Annotated in this window: 13 protein-coding genes and 1 pseudogene; 10 read left to right on the forward strand and 4 right to left on the reverse strand. The window is 72.2% G+C overall.

Annotated features, from left to right (window positions below; all coding sequences use genetic code 11):
• The first annotated feature begins 32 nt into the window (after positions 1-32).
• Positions 33-938, forward strand: a complete 906-nt coding sequence (locus tag CFP65_RS08050; RefSeq protein ID WP_104815445.1) for an SGNH/GDSL hydrolase family protein — start codon at positions 33-35, stop codon at positions 936-938.
• An 86-nt stretch (positions 939-1,024) separates the two neighbouring features.
• Here the strand turns inward: CFP65_RS08050 and CFP65_RS08055 are convergent, their stop codons facing one another.
• Complete coding sequence (locus CFP65_RS08055) at positions 1,025-3,439, reverse strand: lamin tail domain-containing protein (protein ID WP_104815446.1); 2,415 nt, start codon at positions 3,437-3,439, stop codon at positions 1,025-1,027.
• A 539-nt stretch (positions 3,440-3,978) separates the two neighbouring features.
• On the opposite strand from CFP65_RS08055, the gene CFP65_RS08060 reads away from it, so the two are divergent.
• Positions 3,979-5,952 (forward strand): NPCBM/NEW2 domain-containing protein, encoded by a 1,974-nt coding sequence (locus tag CFP65_RS08060; protein WP_104820723.1) that lies wholly within the window; start codon positions 3,979-3,981, stop codon positions 5,950-5,952.
• A gap of 128 nt (positions 5,953-6,080) precedes the next feature.
• On the opposite strand, the gene CFP65_RS08065 is transcribed toward CFP65_RS08060, so the two are convergent.
• Complete coding sequence (locus CFP65_RS08065; RefSeq protein WP_104815447.1) at positions 6,081-7,166, reverse strand: HoxN/HupN/NixA family nickel/cobalt transporter; 1,086 nt, start codon at positions 7,164-7,166, stop codon at positions 6,081-6,083.
• Between the two features lie 192 nt (positions 7,167-7,358).
• On the opposite strand from CFP65_RS08065, the gene CFP65_RS08070 reads away from it, so the two are divergent.
• The 3 genes from CFP65_RS08070 to CFP65_RS08080 all read left to right on the forward strand — a co-directional run bounded on the left by CFP65_RS08070 (position 7,359) and on the right by CFP65_RS08080 (position 12,670).
• Positions 7,359-8,843, forward strand: coding sequence for a peptide MFS transporter (locus CFP65_RS08070; RefSeq protein WP_104815448.1), 1,485 nt, complete (start codon positions 7,359-7,361; stop codon positions 8,841-8,843).
• Positions 8,844-8,862: 19 nt separating this feature from the next.
• Complete coding sequence (locus CFP65_RS08075) at positions 8,863-10,869, forward strand: CocE/NonD family hydrolase (RefSeq protein WP_104815449.1); 2,007 nt, start codon at positions 8,863-8,865, stop codon at positions 10,867-10,869.
• A gap of 253 nt (positions 10,870-11,122) precedes the next feature.
• Positions 11,123-12,670 carry a CehA/McbA family metallohydrolase gene (locus CFP65_RS08080; protein WP_104815450.1) on the forward strand — a complete coding sequence of 516 codons (1,548 nt, stop codon included), beginning with the start codon at positions 11,123-11,125 and terminating at the stop codon, positions 12,668-12,670.
• A 40-nt stretch (positions 12,671-12,710) separates the two neighbouring features.
• On the opposite strand, the gene CFP65_RS08085 is transcribed toward CFP65_RS08080, so the two are convergent.
• Positions 12,711-13,361: a response regulator transcription factor gene (locus tag CFP65_RS08085; RefSeq protein WP_104815451.1), complete on the reverse strand. Its 651-nt coding sequence runs from the start codon at positions 13,359-13,361 to the stop codon at positions 12,711-12,713.
• A complete protein-coding gene (locus CFP65_RS08090) occupies positions 13,358-14,554 on the reverse strand; it encodes a sensor histidine kinase (RefSeq protein ID WP_254552283.1) in 1,197 nt (398 codons plus the stop codon). Before CFP65_RS08090 ends, CFP65_RS08085 begins: the two co-directional genes overlap by 4 nt.
• Positions 14,555-14,678: 124 nt before the next feature.
• On the opposite strand from CFP65_RS08090, the pseudogene CFP65_RS08095 reads away from it, so the two are divergent.
• From CFP65_RS08095 to CFP65_RS08115, 5 genes and pseudogenes are all read left to right on the forward strand, one after another.
• Positions 14,679-15,329, forward strand: a pseudogene (locus CFP65_RS08095) (ABC transporter ATP-binding protein); the annotation flags it as partial.
• A gap of 50 nt (positions 15,330-15,379) precedes the next feature.
• Positions 15,380-16,207 carry an ABC transporter permease gene (locus CFP65_RS08100; RefSeq protein ID WP_104815454.1) on the forward strand — a complete coding sequence of 276 codons (828 nt, stop codon included), beginning with the start codon at positions 15,380-15,382 and terminating at the stop codon, positions 16,205-16,207.
• 89 nt (positions 16,208-16,296) lie between these two features.
• Positions 16,297-17,019, forward strand: coding sequence for a hypothetical protein (locus tag CFP65_RS08105; protein WP_254552849.1), 723 nt, complete (start codon positions 16,297-16,299; stop codon positions 17,017-17,019).
• Positions 17,020-17,067: 48 nt separating this feature from the next.
• Complete coding sequence (locus CFP65_RS08110) at positions 17,068-18,186, forward strand: esterase family protein (protein WP_104815455.1); 1,119 nt, start codon at positions 17,068-17,070, stop codon at positions 18,184-18,186.
• 294 nt (positions 18,187-18,480) lie between these two features.
• Entirely contained in the window at positions 18,481-19,701 is a 1,221-nt protein-coding gene (locus CFP65_RS08115) for an MFS transporter (RefSeq protein WP_104815456.1), read from the forward strand.
• Positions 19,702-19,840 lie beyond the last annotated feature (139 nt).

A 19,840-nucleotide genomic window follows, 5' to 3' on the forward strand; every position in this document is an offset into this window, starting at 1 on the left:
CCACCGCACGTTTCTCTCCCCCAGGAGGAACAATGAAGCGCTCCGCCCTGTTCGGCGCCGCCGTGTTCGCCGCCGCCCTCGCCGCGCTCGCCCCCACCGCCGCGCACGCCGCCGCCCCGACCGGCAAGTACGTGGCCCTCGGCGACTCCTACGCCGCCGGCGCCGGGGTGCCCGGGCAGTCCGCCGGGCTCTGCCTGCGGTCGGACCACAACTACGGGCACCTGGTGGCCGCCACCATCGGCAGCTCCGCCTACACCGACGTGACCTGCTCGGCGGCGAAGGTCAACGCGCTCACCTCGCCGCAGTACGACGCCTTCATCAAGGTCAACGACCCTCAACTCGACGCGGTGGACTCGGCCACCAAGCTGGTCACCCTGGGCATCGGCGGCAACGACCTCGGCACCTCCGACCTGGGCATCGCCGACGTGATCGCCACCTGCATCGCGGGCGCCGTGGTCAACCCGCTCGGCACCCCCTGCCACGACCACTACGGCCACGGCTACTGGAACTGGAGCGACTGGGCCTGGGAGTACGGCGACGACACCCTGGTGGACCGGATCGACGCCGCCGCCCCGCAGCTGGCCGACGCCCTCCAGCGGATCCACGCCAAGGCCCCCGACGCCAAGGTGGTCGTGGTCGGCTACCCCTCGGTGCTGCCGCAGGACGCCTCGACCTGCTTCGGCAAGCAGCCGATCACCACCGGCGACGTGGCCTACCTGCGCACCGTCCTGCTGAAGCTCAACTCCACACTGGCCGACACCTCGGCCGCCAACGGCGCCACCTACGTGGACACCACGGCCGTCACGGCCGGCCACGACGTCTGCTCCGCCGACCGCTGGATCGAGGGCGCGCTGCCGGGCTCCCCGGCCGTCCCCTTCCACCCCAACGCACTCGGTGAGCAGGCGATGGCCAAGGCGGTACTGAACGCACTGCGGTAAGCACAACAGGGGCGCGAGGAACTGCGCGCCCAGCCAGGCAGCACCAGCAGCCCGGCTGACGCCGCTCCCCGCGCCCCGTCCCGCCGCTACGGCCGCACGCGCACGATCTGCGGATCGTGATCCGAAGCCTGCACGGCGAACTCCGAGTTCACGTGCACCACGTCGTACTGGACGTTGGTCAGCGCCGGGCTCACCAGCGTGTGGTCCAGCACCTGCGAGTTGCCCTGGTACACGTAGGTGTACCGCTGGCTCGGGTACAGGTCGTTGACCAGGTCGCGCAGCACCCCACCACCCGTCAGGGTCTGCAGCGCGGGCGAGAACTGGTAGTCGTTGAAGTCGCCCAGCGAGACGATCTTCGCCTCCGGGTCGGCCGTCTCCAGCTTGCTCACGAAGGCGTTCTCCACCGCGGCCTGCTTGACCCGCTGCACCTCGGAGCTGCGGGTCGGCGCCTGGAAGCGGCTGTCGATGCCCTGGTCGCCACCCTTGCTGTTGAAGTGGTTGGCGATCACGAAGACCTTCTTGCCGCGGAAGCTGAACTGGCCCACCAGCGGCTTGCGGCTGGTCATCCAGGCCTCGTTGTTCGGGTCGATCCGGCCCGGCGAAGCGGTGAGCGCCACCGAGGCCCCGGTGCCGGCCACGTCCACGGCGGTGGTCGAGTCGCCGCCGGGGATGTCGGTGAAGGAGACCCGGGCCGGGTTGAAGAGGAAGACCTGGCGGATGTTGCCGTCCGGCTCGCCGCCGTCCTTGCCGTCCACCGGGTTGATCGAGCGCCACTCGTACGCCGGACCGCCCGCCGCCTTGACGGCGTCGATGAACTTGCCGATGGTGACGCTCGCGTCCACCACGCCGTCGCCGGCCGGCCCGTTGTTGTCCTGGATCTCCTCCAGGGCCACCACGTCGGGCGCGCGCAGGTTGGTGACCACGCCCTGGGCCAGCTGCGCGAACTTGTCGTCCGGGTCGCCCGGGTCGAGGTTCTCGACGTTGTAGGTGGCGATGGTCAGGGTGCCGTCCGGCGCGGGGGCGGTGACCTCGCGCTGGAGGTGGTTGTCCTGGTAGCTGCCGACCGTGCCGGCCGCGATGGTGTAGCCGCCGAACTGGTTGTAGTCCAGCGGGCCCGCGGTGACGCCGAGCAGCTGGTCGCCGACGTTGGCGAGCGGCAGCTTGGCGCCCTGCGTCTGCACCATCAGGCGGCCCGAGTTGGGCGCCTGGTAGCCCAGGTAGAGCGCGCCGCCGCGGGTCGACTTCACGTCGCCCTTGCGGGCCTCGACCCAGAGCTCGTTGTACTTGTCGGTGGCCTGGACGACCTTGGTGTCCTTGACCTGGACGAGCATGCCCTCCAGCGACTCGTACTTGTCGAGCGCGTAGGTGTCGGGCTTGAGGGTCAGCCCGTCGATGCTGCCGCCGTTCGCGTCCGGGGCCAGCACGGCCGGGATGGAGGCGTCGTTCAGCACCACCGGCGCGGGCAGCGCGTTGCCCGAGGAGAGCACGGTGACGGCCGGGTTGCTCAGCTCGGTGACGGACTGGCTGCCCGAGGTGTAGGCCGGGTAGTACTCACTCACCTTGCCGGTCACCAGCACCGAGTCGCCGACCTTGACGGTCGGCACGGCGCTGCCGGTGTAGACGAAGATGCCCTCGCTGGTGGCCGGGTCGGCGTCCGGGTGGGTGTCCTGCAGCCAGAAGCCCTTGGTGCCGGAGGTGCGCAGGCCGGTGACCACGCCGGGCACGCCGGTGACGACCTTGCCGGCCTCCGGGGAGAGGCGGGTGGTGCCCTGGATGTCGTGGATGCGCAGCGGGCCGGGCTCGGTCGGGCCGGTCGGGGTGCCGCCGAGGTCGACCGTCTCGCCGCGGCTGTTGACCGGGGTGGGGGTGCCGGCCTTGAGGTCGGCGGCGTTGTCGTCGGTGTCGGCCAGGCCGGCGGCCCGGGCCACCGAGGCGGTGTTGCCCGCGCCGGCGGCGGCCGCGCTGCCCTCGTGCACCACGGCGGTGCCGAAGCCGACCAGGTCCTTGACCCGGGCGTCGGCGGCGCAGTCGGCGGCGGTCTTGCAGCTGAGCGGGTCGGTGCCCTGGACCAGCGCGATGGTGCCGTTGGCGGCGGAGAGCGCGAGCGAGCCGGTGGCGTCCGGGGTCGGCAGGTCGACGGTGCCGCCGGCGCCGGCCGACTCACCGATCAGGTACCGGCCGCCGACCGGGATCGCACCGGTGAGCGGCGTGACGGCCCACTGCGAGGTGGCGCCCGGGGTGCCGGAGATGTACTGGACGCTCCAGCCGGCCAGCCCGAAGGCGGCGCCGCCCTTGTTGGCCAGCTCGACGAAGTCGTTCTTGAGCACGGCGCCGGAGTTGCCGCCGCCGCCGTAGACCTCGGAGATGACGGCGTCGGCCGAGGGGGCCGCGACGGCGCCGGGCAGCGGGACGAGGACCAGCGAGGCGGCGACGCCCGCGGGCAGGATCACCGCGCGCAGGACGGAACGACGGACACGGGCAGGCGGCTGGGGGTTGGTCACCTGGGCAGGGCTCCTCAGAAGAGTTCTGACAGCACGTCACTCAAACCTGAGGAGACGGACCGTCACTCGGACGGGGCAAAGATACGCGCGTAGAAAATGACGCGACAAGACTCCGTGCGTTAACTCTTGGCGGCCTCCGCTCCCCCGCCCTGCCTCGGTCCAAATATTTTCCAACACCAGAATCCACCAGATGCGGTTTCGGCCAAGCCGTCTCGAACTGGCCAAAACCCTTGCCGTTGACCTGATCCAGCCACTGTTCGACCTCTTGACGTGAGCCTGAAACGCCGCTGTCATATGTTGCATTCCGTTTGAACGCGTCGCTTTGCTTGCCTTCGTGTTCATCTCCGCCCACCCACACCTGCTGGAGCCCCACGGTGCTGTCCCGCAGAACCACCGGATCCACCTGGCGCCGCCGAGCCGGCGCCGCCGTCACCTCGCTGGCCCTGCTGACCGGCGGCAGCGCGATCTCCGCGGCCGTCTCGCTGGTCACCGCCCCGCCCGCGATGGCCCTGGACAACGGCCTCGACCTGACCCCGCAGATGGGGTTCAACAACTGGAACTCCACCCACTGCCGGGCCGAGTTCAACGAGTCGATGGTCGAGGGCATCGCCGACATCTTCGTCAGCAAGGGCCTCAAGGCGGCCGGCTACCAGTACGTCAACATCGACGACTGCTGGGCCCTGCCGCAGCGCGACGCCGCCGGCAACCTCGTGCCCGACCCGGTGCGCTTCCCGCACGGGATCAAGGCCGTGGCCGACTACGTGCACGGCAAGGGCCTCAAGTTCGGCCTCTACTCCAGCGCCGGCAGCAAGACCTGCGACGTGCAGGGCTTCCCCGGCGGCCTGGGCCACGAGCAGCAGGACGCCAACCTGTGGGCCTCTTGGGGCGTGGACTACCTCAAGTACGACAACTGCAACAACCAGGGCGTCGACGCCCAGCAGCGCTACAAGACGATGCGGGACGCACTGGCCGCCACCGGCCGCCCGATCCTGTTCTCGATCTGCGAGTGGGGCGCCAACTCGCCCTGGCAGTGGGGGCAGCCGGTCGGCAACTCCTGGCGCACCACGGGCGACATCAGCGACACCTGGCAGAGCATGATCGACATCGCTCACCAGAACGAGGGCCTCGCCCCGTACTCGCGGATCGGCGCCTGGAACGACCCGGACATGCTGGAGGTCGGCAACGGCGGCATGACCGGCACCGAGTACCGCACCCACTTCAGCCTCTGGGCCGAGATGAACGCCCCGCTGCTGATCGGCAGCGACCTGCGCAGCGCGAGCCCCGAGACGCTGGCGATCCTCACCAACCAGGACGTCATCGCCGTCGACCAGGACAAGCTGGGCCGCCAAGGCACCGTGGTGCCCTCGGCCCCCGGCACCACGGTGATGACCAAGCCGCTGGCCGACGGCAGCCGCGCGGTAACCCTGACCAACGAGGGCTCCTACGCGACCACCGTCAGCGCCACGGTGGCCTCGCTGGGCATCGGCGGTGCCAAGCAGTACGCGACCAAGGACCTCTGGTCCAAGAAGACCGGCTCGGTCACGGACAAGGTCAGCGCGACCGTGCCCGGACACGGCACCGTGATGCTGAGGGTCACCCCGAACGGCCCGGTCCCGCCGCCGCACGGCATGACCGAGCTGAGCGACCTCTCCTGGCTCTCCGCCGACAACGGCTGGGGCCCGGCCGAGCGCGACCGCAGCAACGGCGACACCGCCCTCGGCGACGGCCGCACCCTGGCCATCCGGGGCACCGGCTACGCCAAGGGCCTCGGGGTGCACGCCCCCAGCGACATCACCTACTTCCTGAACGGCGCCTGCCGTGACCTCACCACCGACGTGGGCGTGGACGACGAGGCGTACGGCAACGGGTCGGTGGAGTTCAAGGTCTACAAGGACGACCAACTGGTGGCCGACAGCGGCGTGGTGACCGGCAAGGACGCCGCCAAGCAGCTGCACGCCGACCTGACCGGCGGCCAGAAGCTGCGCCTGGTGGTCACCGACGGCGGCGACGGCACCAGCTGGGACCACGCCGACTGGGCCAACCCGCGGGTGGCCTGCGGCGCCGGCCCGGCCGCCGGGGTGCACGCCGTCTCCGACCTGACCTGGACCAACGCCTCCAACGGCTGGGGCCCGGTCGAGAAGGACACCAGCAACGGCGAGAACGGCTCCGGTGACGGCGGTGCGATCACCATCAAGGGCGTCAAGTACGCCAAGGGCCTGGGCACCAACTCGTACAGCGAGATCACGTACTACATCGGCGGCACCTGCTCGACCCTCGCCACCGACGTGGGCGTGGACGACGAGGCCGGCCCGCTCGGCTCGGTGAACTTCCAGATCTACCGGGACGGCACCAAGCTGGCCGACAGCGGCCTGATGCGCACCGGCGACGCGGCCAAGCACCTCACCGCCGACCTCACCGGCGGCGACGAGCTCCGCCTGGTGGTCACCGACGGCGGCAACGGCTCCAACTCCGACCACGGTGACTGGGCGGCTCCGCAGCTCACCTGCAGCTGACTCCTCGGAGACGCCCTGGGGGCCTGTCTCATGATTCCCCCCCCGGGGGCGACGCGAATCATGAGACAGGCCCCGGGCCGCGACCGTCCCCCCGGTCGCGGCCCGCTCTTCTCGGGTCCGAGGACGGGTCAGTCCCGCAGGCCGGCCGACCACTTCTGCTCGACCTTGCCGAACTTCCAGAAGGCCATCGCCCCGGCCCAGGTGAGCACGAAGAGGCCGACGATCGCGTAGCCGACCAGGTTGAGGTCGAGCGAGGAGATCCAGCCGACCGGGCCGGTGGTGATGTCCAGCTTCTCGCCGAGCAGGCCGATCAGTTCGATCAGGCCGATCACCAGGGCGACCAGCACCGAGAGGCCGGTCACGGTGAGGTTGTAGTAGATCTTGCGGATCGGCTGGGAGAAGGCCCACTCGTAGGCGAAGTTCATGAACGAGCCGTCGATGGTGTCCAGCAGGCTCATCCCGGCCGCGAACAGCACGGGCAGCACCAGCAGCGCGTACCAGGGCAGCGAGAAGGCCGCCGCGCCGCCGGCCAGCACCAGCAGCGAGACCTCGGTCGCGGTGTCGAAGCCCAGGCCGAAGAGCAGCCCGACCGGGTACATGTGCCAGGGCTTGGTGACGGCCCGGGTGACGCGGCCCAGGATGCGGTTCATGAAGCCGCGCTTCTCCAGCTGGCGCTCCAGCTCGGCCTCGTCGTACTCGCCGTCGCGCATCTTGCGGAAGACCTTGAGGATGCCGTTGAAGGCGCCCAGGTTGATCAGGCCGATCAGTAGCAGGAAGGTGCCGGAGACGCTGACCCCGATCAGGCCGGTGGTCCTGTGCAGCGAGGAGTCGTCCGACTCGACCTGGCCGGCCAGCGAGCGGATGCCGAAGGCGAGCAGCGCGCAGAGGCCGAAGACGATCGAGGAGTGGCCGAGGGAGAACCAGAAGCCCACCGAGAGCGGGCGCTTGCCCTGGCCCATCAGCTTGCGGGTGGTGTTGTCGATGGCCGCGATGTGGTCGGCGTCGAAGGCGTGCCGCATGCCCAGGGTGTACGCGGTGAGGCCCATGCCCGCGCCGAAGACCTGGCCGCCGACCTGGTAGTGCTGCGGCGCGATGACCGCCAGCAGGGTGACCCAGCCGATCACATGCAGGGCGAGCACGAAGCCGCCCATGCCGGCGAGGCGGATCCACTCCTCCCGGGTGAGCCGGTCGCGCAGGCGGACGGGGGCAGGCATGGCGGGGTCCTTCCAGCAGGCAACCGGGTCATCCTTCCCTCCTTCGGGGGGTAGTTGCAAGTTATTCGCAACTACAAGCCCCCCTCAGTGCTGCCGCCGCGCCCGGCCGGGCCGATGGACCACGAATCAGCCGTACTTGCGGGATAAAGTCCACTATTGTCCGACTTTCTCCCGACCCGCAGAGGCTGCACCGTGCTCGACAGCGCCGACACCCAGCGGCCGGAGGCCCCAGGGCTCGACCGGTCGTTCTTCGGTCACCCCAGGGGGCTGCTGACCCTCTTCGGCACCGAGACCTGGGAGCGGTTCTCCTTCCTCGGCATGCAGGCGATCCTCGCGCTCTACTTCGCCGCGAGCACCGCCGACGGCGGCCTGGGGATGGCCAAGAACACCGCCTCCTCGGTGGTCGCCGCCTACGGCACGCTGGTCTACCTGCTCTCCGTGGTCGGCGGCTGGCTGGCCGACCGGGTGCTCGGCTCCTACCGGGCGGTGCTGTACGGCGGGGTGCTGATCGCCTGCGGCCACTACACGATGGCGGTGCCCACCACCGCGACCACCTGGCTGGGCCTGGGGCTGATCATCGTGGGCACCGGCTTCCTCAAGCCCAACGTCTCCACCATGGTCGGGCAGCTGTACGCCACCGAGGACCAGCGGCGCGACGCCGGCTTCGCCCTCTACTACATGGGCATCAACATCGGCGCCTTCCTCGGCCCGCTGATCAGCGGCTGGCTCGGCCAGAACCGGGGCTGGCACTGGGGCTTCTCCGCCGCCGCGCTCGGCATGACCTTCGGCATCGCCCAGTACCTGCTCGGCCGCCGGGGCCTGGTGCGCAGCGGCCCGGTGCACCCGCTGGGCGCTGCCGAGCGCACCCGCTACCTGACCCGCAGCCTGTTCGGGGCGGCGGCGGTGGCCGCGCTCGGCCTGCTGCTGTGGGCCGTCGGCTGGCTCACCCTCAGCCGGGGCGTGGACGCGATCACCCTGGTCTCGGTGCTGGCCCCGGCCGTCTACTTCTGGGTGATGTTCCGCAGCCCCGAGGTCAGCGCCGCCGAACGCGGACGGCTGCGGCCGTACCTGGTGCTCTTCCTCGCCTCGGTGGTCTTCAACCTGGTGCTCTTCTCCTCCTACACCACCCTCGCCTTCCTGGCCCTGGACCACGTGGACAACACCGTCTTCGGCTGGACCTTCCCCTCCAGCTGGTGGCAGTCGGTGCTCGGCGTGATCGAGGTGCTGGCCGCCCCGCTGGTGGCCGGCCTCTGGGCCCGGCTCGGCAGCCGACAGCCGCACGCCTCCCGCAAGATCGCCTACTCGCTCTTCGCCGGCGGCGCCGCCTTCCTGGTGCTGGTGCTGCCCACCGCCGGGCGCAGCGGCGAGTACCGGGTGGCCGCGCTCTGGCTGGTCGGCTGCTACCTCTTCATGGGCCTCGGCGACATCCTGCTCGAGACCACCGGCATGTCGGCCACCACCAAGCTGGCCCCGCGTCACTTCGCCAGCCAGACCATGGCCCTCTGGTTCCTCTCGCTCGCCCTCGCCCAGGGCGTCTCCGCCCAGCTGGTCCGCCTCTACGGCGAGATCCCGGACGCCGCCTACTACGGCTCGATCGGCGTCTTCGCCGTGCTCTGCGGCCTGCTGCTGTGGAGCCTGCTGCCCTGGATGCGCCGCACCATGCACCCCGTCCACTGACGCCCCGCCGGGAGCTCCGTTGTCGTACTCAGTCACCCGCGAAGACCTCCGCATCCCGCTCGAAGACGGTGTCGAGCTGTACGCCCGCGTCTGGCGGCCCGTCACCGACGAGCCGGTACCGGCCCTGCTGGAGTACCTGCCGTACCGGCTGACCGACTGGACGGCCCCGCGCGACGCCGAGCGCCACCCGTGGTACGCGGCGCACGGCTACGCCTCCGTCCGGGTGGACATCCGGGGGCACGGGAACTCGGGCGGGCTGCCCGGTGACGAGTACTCCGCCCAGGAGCTGGCCGACGGCGTGTCGGTGGTCGAGTGGCTGGCCGCGCGGCCCTGGTGCGACGGCAAGGTGGGGATGTTCGGCATCTCCTGGGGCGGCTTCAACAGCCTGCAGATCGCCGCGCTCGCCCCCGAGCCGCTCAAGGCCGTGGTCACCGTCTGCTCCACCGACGACCGCTACGACAACGACGTGCACTACTTCGGCGGCTCGCTGCTCGCCGTCGACATGCACGCCTGGTCGGCCACCATGCTGGCCTTCACCGCCCGCCCGCCGGACCCGCAGTACGTCGGCGACGACTGGCGCCGGATGTGGCTGGAGCGGCTCGCGGCCGTCGAGCCCTTCACCCACCCCTGGCTGGCCCACCAGACCCGCGACGCGTACTGGCGCCACGGCAGCGTCTGCGAGGACTACGGCGCGATCAAGGCGGCCGTGCTGGCCGTCGGCGGCTGGGCCGACCCGTACCGGGACACCGTGCTGCGGCTGGTCGAGCACCTCTCCTCGCCCGTGCGCGGCATCATCGGGCCCTGGTCGCACCAGTACCCCGACCGCGGCCTGCCGCCCGGCCCGGCGATCGGCTTCCTGCAGGAGACGCTCCGCTGGTGGGACCACTGGCTCAAGGGCGTGGACACCGGGGTGATGCGCGAGCCCGCGCTGCGCAGCTGGATGAACGAGTCGGTGCCGCCCGCCACCGTCTACGCCAACCGGCCCGGCCGCTGGACCGGCGAGGAGAGCTGGCCCTCGCCGGACGTGCGGCCGGTCCGCTACGGCCTGGACGACGCGCTGCGCACGGCCGGCACCGCCGACCGCTTCGTCCCGGTCCGCTCGCCCCAGCACACCGGCATCGACGCCGGGCGGTTCTTCCCGTTCGGCAACGCGGCCGACCTGCCGCCGGACCAGCGCGAGGAGGACGGCCGCTCGGTCTGCTTCGACTCCGCCCCGCTGCCCGAGCGACTGGAGATCCTCGGGCGGGCCGGGGTGCGGTTGCGGGTGCGGTGCGACGCCCGGCGCGGCCAGATCGCCGCCCGGCTCTGCGACGTCGCCCCGGACGGCTCCTCCACCCTGGTCACCCGGGGCGTGCTCAACCTCGCCGCCCGCCGCGGCCGGGACCAGGCGGTGGACTGGGAGCCCGGCGCCGTCGAGGAGGTGGAGTTCGAGCTGGTCGGCATCGCCCACGCCTTCCCGCCCGGCCACCGGCTGCGGCTGGCCCTCTCCTCCGCCTACTGGCCCTGGGTCTGGCCCCAGCCGGGCACCAGCGGCTTCGAACTCGACCCTGGCCACAGCGAGTTGAGCCTCCCGGTCCGCCACCTGGCGGCCGACGCGGGCAGCCCGCCGATCACCTTCGAGGCCCCCGAACACGCCCCCACCCTGGACGTGCGCACCACCGAGCCGCTCACCGCCCGCCCCGAGCGCCTGGTCCACCACGACGTGGCCACCGGCACCTGGCGCCTGGAGGTCGACCCCAACTACGGCGGCTCCCGCACCTACCCCGACGGCCTGGTCTTCGACGAACGGGCCCTGGAGTGCTACGAGATCACCTCCGACGACCCCCTCACCGCCCACACCCGCTCCGACTGGACCATCCGCCTCCAACGCCCCGACCTCGGCTGGGACACCACCGTCACCACCCGCTCCGAACTCACCGCCACCGCCACCCACTTCACCACCCGCAACCACCTCACCGCCCACGACACCGGCTCGGTGATCTTCGAACGCACCTGGGAGCGCCGCATCCCCCGCACCGCCTCCTGAACAGGCACCCCCACCCGCCAGGGGCGCGGGGATCTCCCGCGAGCACCCCCCACCCGCCAGGGGCGCGGGGATCTCCCGCGAGCACCCCCACCCGCCAGGGGCGCGGGGAACTGCGCGGGCATCCCCTGGGGCGAGAGTCCCGCCCACCCCTTCACCCTCCCGCCCCGCGCCCGTGAACTCCCCCTCATCACGGATTCATCGGCGCGGGTAGGCGGTCGGACAGACCCGTCCCGCCAGCCGCCCGGAGGCCCCGATGCCCACCGAAGACCCCGGCACAGCCCGCCCCGCCCGCCGCACCATCCTCACCGCCGCCACCACCGCCCTCACCCTCGCCGCCGTCGGTCAAGCGTCCGCCGACCCCGCCATCCCGCCCGACCGAACGGTCACCCTCACCGGCCACCTCCCCACCGGCGCCCCCGACTTCGTCTACCTCCCCATCGAAGTCCCCCCGGGCGTCCGCGAGTTGACTGTCTCCTACCACTACACCAAGCCCACCGTCCCGCCCGGGACACCGGGCAACTCCTGCGACATCGGCATCTTCGACGAACGCGGCACCACCCTCGGCGGCCGCGGCTTCCGCGGCTGGTCCGGCGGCTTCCGCACCGAGTTCAGCCTCTCCCGCTCCGCCGCCACCCCCGGCTACCTGCCCGGCCCGGTCAACCCCGGCACCTGGCACATCGCCCTCGGCCCGTACCAGGTCGCGCCGCAGGGCCTGGACTACCAGGTGCAGGTCACCTTCCGGTTCGGCGACCCGGGGCCGGTCTTCACCCCGCACTACCCGCCGGAGCGCGCCCGCGGCCGGGGCCGGGCCTGGTACCGGGGCGACTGCCACCTGCACACCGTGTACTCCGACGGCCGACGGCTGCCCGAGGAGGTGGCCGCCGGGGCCCGGGCGGCGGGCCTGGACTTCATCGTCTCCACCGACCACAACACCAGCTCCTCGCACGGCGTCTGGGGGCCGCTGGCCGGCCCCGACCTGCTGATCGTCACCGGCGAGGAGATCACCACCCGCAACGGCCACTGGCTGGCCCTCGGCCTCACCCCGGGCGAGTTCGTCGACTGGCGCTACCGCTCCCGCGACGAGGCGTTCCCGCGCTTCGCCCGCCAGGTGCACCGCTCCGGCGGCCTGGTGGTGCCCGCGCATCCGTACTGCCCGTACGTGGCCTGCCAGTGGAAGTTCGGCTACGAGCAGGCCGACGCCGTCGAGGTCTGGAACGGCCCCTGGACCTACGACGACGAATCCGCCGTCGACACCTGGGACGGTCGGCTCGCGGTGGCCCTCCGCGAGGGCCGCCGCTGGCTGCCGGCGATGGGCAACAGCGATGCGCACAGCGCCCCGCAGGTGATCGGCTTCCCGCACAATGTGGTGCTGGCCGAGGACCTGAGCCGGGCCGCCGTGCTCGACGGCCTGCGGGCCGGGCGCAGCTGGCTGGCCGAATCGTCCGCCGTCCAGCTGGAGTTCACCGTCACCGGCCACGGTCGCCAGGCCGGCATCGGCGAGACCCTGACCGCCCCCGCCGACACCCCGCTCGACGTCCGCCTGACGGTCTCCGGGGTGCCCTCCGGCACGGTCCGCTTCCTCACCGACGAGGGCCAGCTGCACCAGGAGGCCCTGCCCGCCACAGGCACCGGCACCGTGACCTGGCGTACCACCGCCTCGCTCGCCTCCTACGTCCGGGCGGAGGTCCGCCACCCCAAGCCCGACGGCACCCCCGGCCAGGGCAACTCGATCACCACCGACCTCCCCTGGGGCCCGATGGCCGCCCTGACCAACCCGATCGTGATCCGCACCGGCTCCTGACCACCCGTCGGGTCCGGGCGGACCTGCCGGGACCCGCCCGCTACGGGCTGACCAGCCCGGTCTCGTACGCGAGGATCACCAACTGCACCCGGTCCCGGGCGTCCAGCTTGGCCAGCAGGCGGGTCACATAGGTCTTCACCGTGGCCACGCTGATCACCAGCTCGGCGGCGAGCTCGGTGTTGGACCGCCCCCGTCCGACCAGGGTCAGAATCTCCCGCTCCCGCTCGGTCAGCCCCGCCAGCCGCTCCGCCCCGGCCTGCCGCTGCACCGGTCCGGGGCGGGCCGCGAACTCGGCGATCAGCCGCCGCGTCACCGCGGGCGCGATCAGCCCGTCGCCCGCGGCCACCACCCGGATCGCGGCCAGGATCTCGGCCAGCGCCATGTCCTTGACCAGGAACCCGGCCGCGCCGGCCCGCAGCGCGGCGTAGACGTACTCGTCCTCGTCGAAGGTGGTGAGCACCAGCACCGTGGTCTCCCCCGCGACCGCCCGGGTGGCCTCGATCCCATCCATCCCCGGCATCCGGATGTCCATCACCACCACGTCCGGCCGCAGCTCGGCCACCAACTGCACGGCCTGCGCCCCGTTGCCGGCCTCCCCCACCACCTCCACGTCGTCCGTCGCCGAGATCACCATCTCCAACGCGGCCCGCACCAGGGGCTGGTCGTCCGCCAACACCACCCGCACCGTCACCGTGCCTCCTCCCCCACCGGCAGTCGAGCCGCCACCCGGAACCCGCCACCGGCCTGCGGGCCGGCCTCGAACTCCCCACCCAGCAGAGCCACTCGCTCCCGCACCCCGATCAATCCGTACCCTCCGCCGCCCGGCCCACCGGTGCCCTGCCCCCGGTCCGTGACCTCCACCTCCACCACCCCGGCCGGGAGCAGCTCGACCCGCACCCGGCAACTCCCCACCCCGGCATGCCGCACCACGTTCGCCACCCCCTCCTGCGCGATCCGGTACACCGCTTGCGAGGTCTCCACCGGCAGACCGCCGAGCTCCCCCACCCGCCGCAGCTCGACCGCCACCCCCGCCTGCGAGGTCACCGCCGCCAGCTCCGCCAACTCCCCTATCCCCGGCCCGGGTTCCCGCACGGCCCCGACCAGCCGCCGCATCCCCGCCAGTGTCTGGCGCCCGGCGGTCTCGATCACGCCCAGCGCCTCCTTGGCCCGCTCCGGCCGGGAGTCGATCACCAGCCGCGCCGCGCCCGCCTGGAGCGCGATGACGCCCATGCTGTGCGCGACGGTGTCGTGCATCTCCCGGGCGATCCGCAGCCGTTCGGCCGTCACCGCCTGCTCCGCGCGCCGGGCGCCCAAGGCCTCGCCGTACTCCCGCGCCTGCCGCACCGACCGCCCCACCAGCCAGGCGATCACCGCCGCCAGCACGCCCTCGTCGGAGGCCCCGAGGTGCGGCAGACCGCTGGTCACGTGGTAGCGCCCGAGCGTGAAGACGGTGCCCGCCGGCGGCCGCCCGTCGTACGTGGAGGTGGTCACCCCGACCGTGTTGTCCGCCGTCATGCCCAGGTGCAGCACCAGGACCACCAGCACCAGCCCGAAGGCGGCCCGCGAACGCCGCGCCGGCTGCCGCGCCGTCACCACCGCCAGCGCCGCGTACACCGCCGCCAGCGAGAGCAGCGAGAGCTGCCCCCCCGCACTGGTCGCATCGGTCACCGCCACGGTCGCCAGCAGCAGCAGCCCCACGCCGAGCACCGGCCGCCGCCCGAGCAGCGCCGCACCCCCGAAGGCCACCGCCGAGGCGACCAGCAGGAACCCGGCCGACTGCGGCGCAGCCGGCAGCACCAGAGCGCACCAGGCCGCCGCCACCCACCCCGCGGGTGGCACGCGTCGGAGCAGTGGCAGGCCCAGGGCCGTGGTGGGAGTGGACATGCGGTGATCGTAACGAGCCGCCCCACCGCCGGGCATCGGACCCAGGTTGTACGACCCTGGTCGTGACGCACTGTCAACCCCGGCCGGATGCCCGGAGCCCCGCCGGCCGGGCACCGTGGTGGCCATGATCGAAGTCACCGAGCTGACCAAGCGCTACGGCCGCACCACCGCCGTCGACCAGCTGAGCTTCACCGTCCACCCCGGCAGGGTGACCGGCTTCCTGGGGCCGAACGGCGCGGGCAAGTCCACCACCCTGCGGCTGATCCTGGGGTTGGACGCCCCGACCGCCGGCCGCGCGACCATCGACGGCCTGCCGTTCCGCCACCGCCCGCGCGGCCTGCGCCAGGTCGGCGCGCTGCTCGACGCGAACGAGGTGCACGGCGGCCGCAGCGGCCGGGCCCACCTGCTCGCGCTGGCCCGCAGCAACGGCATCCCCGCCGCCCGGGTGGACGCGCTGCTCACCGAGGTGGGCCTGACCGGCGCCGCCCAGCGGCGGATCGCCGGGTACTCGCTGGGCATGAAGCAGCGGCTCGGCATCGCGGGCGCCCTGCTGGGCGACCCGCCGGTGCTGCTCTTCGACGAGCCGCTCAACGGGCTGGACCCGGAGGGCGTGCGCTGGGTCCGCGAACTGCTGCGCCGCCTGGCCGCCGAGGGCCGCACCGTGCTGCTCTCCAGCCACCTGATGTCCGAACTGGAGCAGACGGCGCATGAGTTGGTGGTCATCGGCCGGGGCCGCCTGCTGGCCACCGGCACGCTGGCCGAGCTCACCGCCCGGACCGGCTCCCTGGAGCAGACCTTCCTCGACCTCACCACCGGAGCACCCTCGTGAACACCGCGCCCCTGCACCCCACCCCCCTGCACACAGCCTCCCGTTTCCACCACCTGCTCGCCGCCGAGTGGACCAAGTTCTGGTCCGTGCGCTCGGTCTCCCTGGTGCTCGGCCTGACCACCCTGGGCGTGCTCGCGGCCAACCTGCGGTCGGCGCAGTACATGGCCGACAACTCCCGGGTCGGCGACGCCTTCAACCCGCAGGCCGCCTTCGACACCGCCTTCACCCTGCTCGGCTCCGACCTGCTGCTCCTGGTCACGGCCGGGGTCGGCGCGATGGTCTCGGTCAGCGAGTACGCGACCGGGCTGGTGCGCACCACCTTCGTCGCGGTGCCGCGCCGCCGGGCGGTGCTCACGGCCAAGGCGGTCGTGCTCGCGGCGGTGATGACCGGCTACGGCCTGCTGCTGGCCGGCCTCTCGTTCTGGCTGACCCAGGCGCTGCTCGCCGGGAAGCACCTCGGGCTCTCGGTCGCCGCCCCGGGCGCGCCGCGTTTCCTCGCGGCCACCGCGCTGTACGCACCGGTCTGCGCCCTGGTCGGCTTCTGCCTCGGTGTCCTGCTGCGGCACGGCGCGGCCACCGTGGTGGCGGGGGTGCTGGTGCTCTTCGTACTGCCCTCGCTCTTCACCGACACCCACGCCTGGACGGCCGCCGTCGGCCACGCCATGCCGCTCAACGCCTGGCGCTTCCTCACCCGGATCGACCTCGGCGACCAGCTGCCGCTGCACCACCCGCCCACCGTCCCCGGCGCCTGGGCCGCCTACGCCGGCTGGGCCCTCGCCGCGACCGGCCTGTCCGTCCTGGTCGCCGACCGCCGCGACGCCTGAGCCGAACGCCCCCGGCCGGGCCGGTACGGCGAACGTACCGCTAGGGTCATGATCTGCAAGATCGAACCAGCTCGGAGGGGGCGGTGGCGATGGACGTTCTGCTGTTCAACGTGACCACGGCGGCACTGATGGTGGTCATGTTCAAGGGGGGCCTGGCCCTGATCGGCGAGGGGACGGTGCGCCGGCGCGGCCTCCCCTGGGCGGCGGTGGCGCTGACCGGCCTCGGGGTCGGCGGGGTGGTGCTCCAGCTCTGCTGGTCCGGCGCGATGGGGGCGCTCGACTCCGACCCCGCCAAGCACGGCTGGTGGCGGGTGCTCACCTCGGTGTTCATGCAGAACGGCGGCATCGGCGGCACGGTCTGGAACCTGGCCACCCTCGCCGTGATGGCGGCCTTCGCGCAGTGGTTCTGGGGCGGCCCGCTGATGCTCGGGCTCTTCCTCACCGGCATCCTGCTGCCCGAGCGGATCGACGCGCTGTTCGGCCAGACCTCGCACAGCACCGACCCGCGCAACTTCGCCGGCAGCTCCGGCGCCACCTACTTCCTCGGCGCCACCCTGGCCGCCGCCCTGCTGCTCCACGGCGACCAGGCGGGCAAGGGCGGCCCGCAGCCGAAGCTGCTCGCGCTCGGCGTCCCGGTGCTCGGCCTGGCGCTCTGGTTCGCCCAGTCCAACGGGCACGGCCTGGTCTCCGCGTACGGCTTCGCCGTCGGCGCCCTCGCCTGGCTGCTCTTCCGCCGCCACCTGCGGCCCGCCCCCGCCACCGACCGCACCACCACCGGCGCCGCCGAGGCCGCCACCGCCGAATCCGCCTGAGCGCCTGCCGGTCGGCCCGCCCGCACGGAGGCCCGTTACCATCGGCCAATGCCCAGCCTGACCGGAGTCCCGCTTCAGATCATCGCCGCCCTCGTCGCGGTCGCCGTCTTCGCCGCCACCATGTGGCTCTGGCCCCGGCTCGCCGGCAAGGGGTGGCGCAGCTGGCTCGGCCGGTTCGGGGCCTTCCTGGCCGCGCAGGTGGCGGTGCTGGTGGCGATGGGCCTGGTGGCGAACTCGTACTTCGGCTTCTACACCACCTGGAGCGACCTGCTGGGCACCGACGGCGCCCCGGGCCAGGTGGTGGACCACCAGCCCGGCAAGGCCGTCTCGCTCACCGGCGAGCAGAAGATGTACTCCGCGCAGGGCTCGGCCAAGGACCGCTCCGGGGTGATCCAGAACGTCACCATCAAAGGAGCCGGCTCGGGCCTGAGCAGCCAGGCGTACGTCTACCTGCCGCCGCAGTACTTCCAGCCGGGCTACGCGGCGCGGAAGTTCCCGATGGCCCTGGTGCTGGCCGGCTACCCGGGCTCGGCCGAGAAGCTCATCTCGCTGATGTCGTACCCGACCTCCACGCTCCAGGCGATCCAGGCCGGCCAGCTGCCGCCCACCGTGCTGGTGATGATGCGCACCACCCCGGCCGGCGGCAGCCGCGACACCGAGTGCATGGACATCCCGAACGGCCCCAAGGTGGAGACCTACTTCACCGAGGACCTGCCCAAGGCGATGTCGGCCACCTACCGGATCACCGACCTGCCGCAGGCCCGCGCGGTGATCGGCAACTCCACCGGCGGCTACTGCGCGCTGAAGTTCGCGCTGCGCAAGCCGGACGCCTACCGCGCGGCCGTCTCGCTCTCCGGCTACTACACGGCCCCGATCGACCCGACCACGGGCGACCTCTTCGAGGGCAGCGCCGAGCTCAAGCGCGAGAACGACCTGCTCTGGCGGCTGCACACCCAGCCCGCCGCCCCGGTCTCGCTGCTGCTGGCCACCAGCCCCAACGAGGACAACTACGAGGGCACCCAGAAGATGGTGGGCGCCTTCAAGGCCCCGACCCAGCTCTCCACCATCACCCTGGACAGCGGCGGGCACAACTTCCACACCTGGACGCGCGAAATCCCCCCGGCCCTCACCTGGCTCGGCAAGCGGCTGACGCCCCCGCAGGCCTGACCCGAATCACTACTCGCCAGTAGACCCGCCGGTAATATTTCGGCGATTTCCCCCGCACACGGCCCCGGCATTGCCGTGTGACGAGCGTCACTTTGATCTTCCCTGGACATGACATAGTCAGATGGATTTCGATGTCATTCGTGCCCGGTCGGCGATCCCGATCAGGCGCGACGGGGGCAATAAACCCGAGGCTTTTTCGTTGGCAATGGCGCTTAACGAGGGGTACGCGGTGCGCACAACAGTTCATTTCGACCCGGGGCACGACCTGCCGTACGGATGTGGTGCGGTACGACCATGCTGAGCCGGCTCCTGCCGCCGCGGGGGGCAGCCCGCACGCTCACCGGCATCACGCTGGTGCACACCATGGGTCAGGGCCTGTGGATGGCGCTCAACGCCATCTACGCGACCGCCGTGCTGGGGCTCTCACCCGGCCAGTTCGGCCTCGGCGTCGGGGCCGCCGCCGCGGTCGCGCTGCTGCTCAGCACCCCCACCGGCCACCTGGCCGACCGGCTCGGGCCGCGGGTGGTGCAGATCTGGTCCTTCGTGGCCCTCGGGCCGCTCACCGCGGCCCTCCTGCTGGTGCACGGCTTCCTGCCGTACCTGCTGGTGACCTCCGTGCAGGCGGTCGCCTACAGCGCCAGCCGCAGCGCCCGGATGGCCATGCTGGCCGGGCTGATCGAGCCCGAGCAGCGGGTCTTCGTCCGCGCCTACCTGCGGGCCACCACCAACGTCAGCGTCTCGGTGGGCGCCCTGGTCGCCGGCCTGGTGCTGGCCGTCGACTCGCCGCCGGTCTACCGGGCGGCCGTGGTCTTCAACGCCGCCACCTACCTGGTCACCGGCCTGCTGACCCTGCTGCTGCCGGCCGTGCCGCCGCAGCCGGCCAGGCCAGGCCCGGCCCTGGTGGTGCTGCGGGACCGGCCCTTCCTCGCCTTCGTCGCGCTGGACGGCCTGCTCTCCATGCACAACCTGCTGCTCGACGTGGTCCTGCCGCTCTGGGTGCTGCAGCGCACCCACGCGCCGCGCTGGATCGTCGCGGCCATCCTCTTCACCAACACCGTCGCGGTCGTCCTGCTCCAGGTCAGAGTCGCGCGCGGCACCGACGAGCCCGCCAGTGCGGCGCGGGCCTCGCGGGCCGGATCCCTCTTCATCGGCCTGGCCTGCCTGGTCTTCGCCTGCACCCAGGGCACCCCGGCGGCCCTGGCCGCCACCCTGCTGGTGCTGGGCGCGGTGGCGCACGTGCTGGGCGAGATCAAGCAGTCGGCCGGCAGCTGGGGCATGGCCTTCGGCCTGGCCCCCGAGCACGCCCAGGGCCAGTACCAGGGCACCGCCGCGATGGGCGCCGACCTCGGCAAGATGATCGCGCCGGCCCTGCTCACCTGGCTGGCCGTCACCCACGGCACGCTCGGCTGGCTGGTGATGGCCGCGGGCTTCGCCGCCATCGGCTCGGCCATGCCCCGGATCGTCACCTGGGCCGCCGCCCGGCCCTCGGCCACACCGGCCGCCGCCACCGTCTGACGCCTTTTCCCGACACTCTCCACACCTTTTCTGCACGCATTCCCGCATGGCCGCTCAGTCGTGCGCTGAGCCCATTTCGCCATGCCCGAATATGCTTCGCAATTGAACACAGGGGGATTCATGCCCGTGGACGAAAACT

The organism is Kitasatospora sp. MMS16-BH015 (assembly GCF_002943525.1).
Taxonomy (GTDB): Bacteria; Actinomycetota; Actinomycetes; order Streptomycetales; family Streptomycetaceae; genus Kitasatospora.

Bases quoted from the DNA above. Each gene is read 5' to 3' on its own strand.
- CFP65_RS08110 (WP_104815455.1), top strand. From the start codon at position 17,068: ATGCCCAGCCTGACCGGAGTCCCGCTTCAGATCATCGCCGCCCTCGTC.
- CFP65_RS08050 (WP_104815445.1), top strand. From the start codon at position 33: ATGAAGCGCTCCGCCCTGTTCGGCGCCGCCGTGTTCGCCGCCGCCCTC.
- CFP65_RS08080 (WP_104815450.1), top strand. From the start codon at position 11,123: ATGCCCACCGAAGACCCCGGCACAGCCCGCCCCGCCCGCCGCACCATC.
- CFP65_RS08115 (WP_104815456.1), top strand. From the start codon at position 18,481: ATGCTGAGCCGGCTCCTGCCGCCGCGGGGGGCAGCCCGCACGCTCACC.
- CFP65_RS08090 (WP_254552283.1), bottom strand. From the start codon at position 14,554: ATGTCCACTCCCACCACGGCCCTGGGCCTGCCACTGCTCCGACGCGTG.
- CFP65_RS08060 (WP_104820723.1), top strand. From the start codon at position 3,979: ATGGGGTTCAACAACTGGAACTCCACCCACTGCCGGGCCGAGTTCAAC.
- CFP65_RS08065 (WP_104815447.1), bottom strand. From the start codon at position 7,166: ATGCCTGCCCCCGTCCGCCTGCGCGACCGGCTCACCCGGGAGGAGTGG.
- CFP65_RS08105 (WP_254552849.1), top strand. From the start codon at position 16,297: ATGGACGTTCTGCTGTTCAACGTGACCACGGCGGCACTGATGGTGGTC.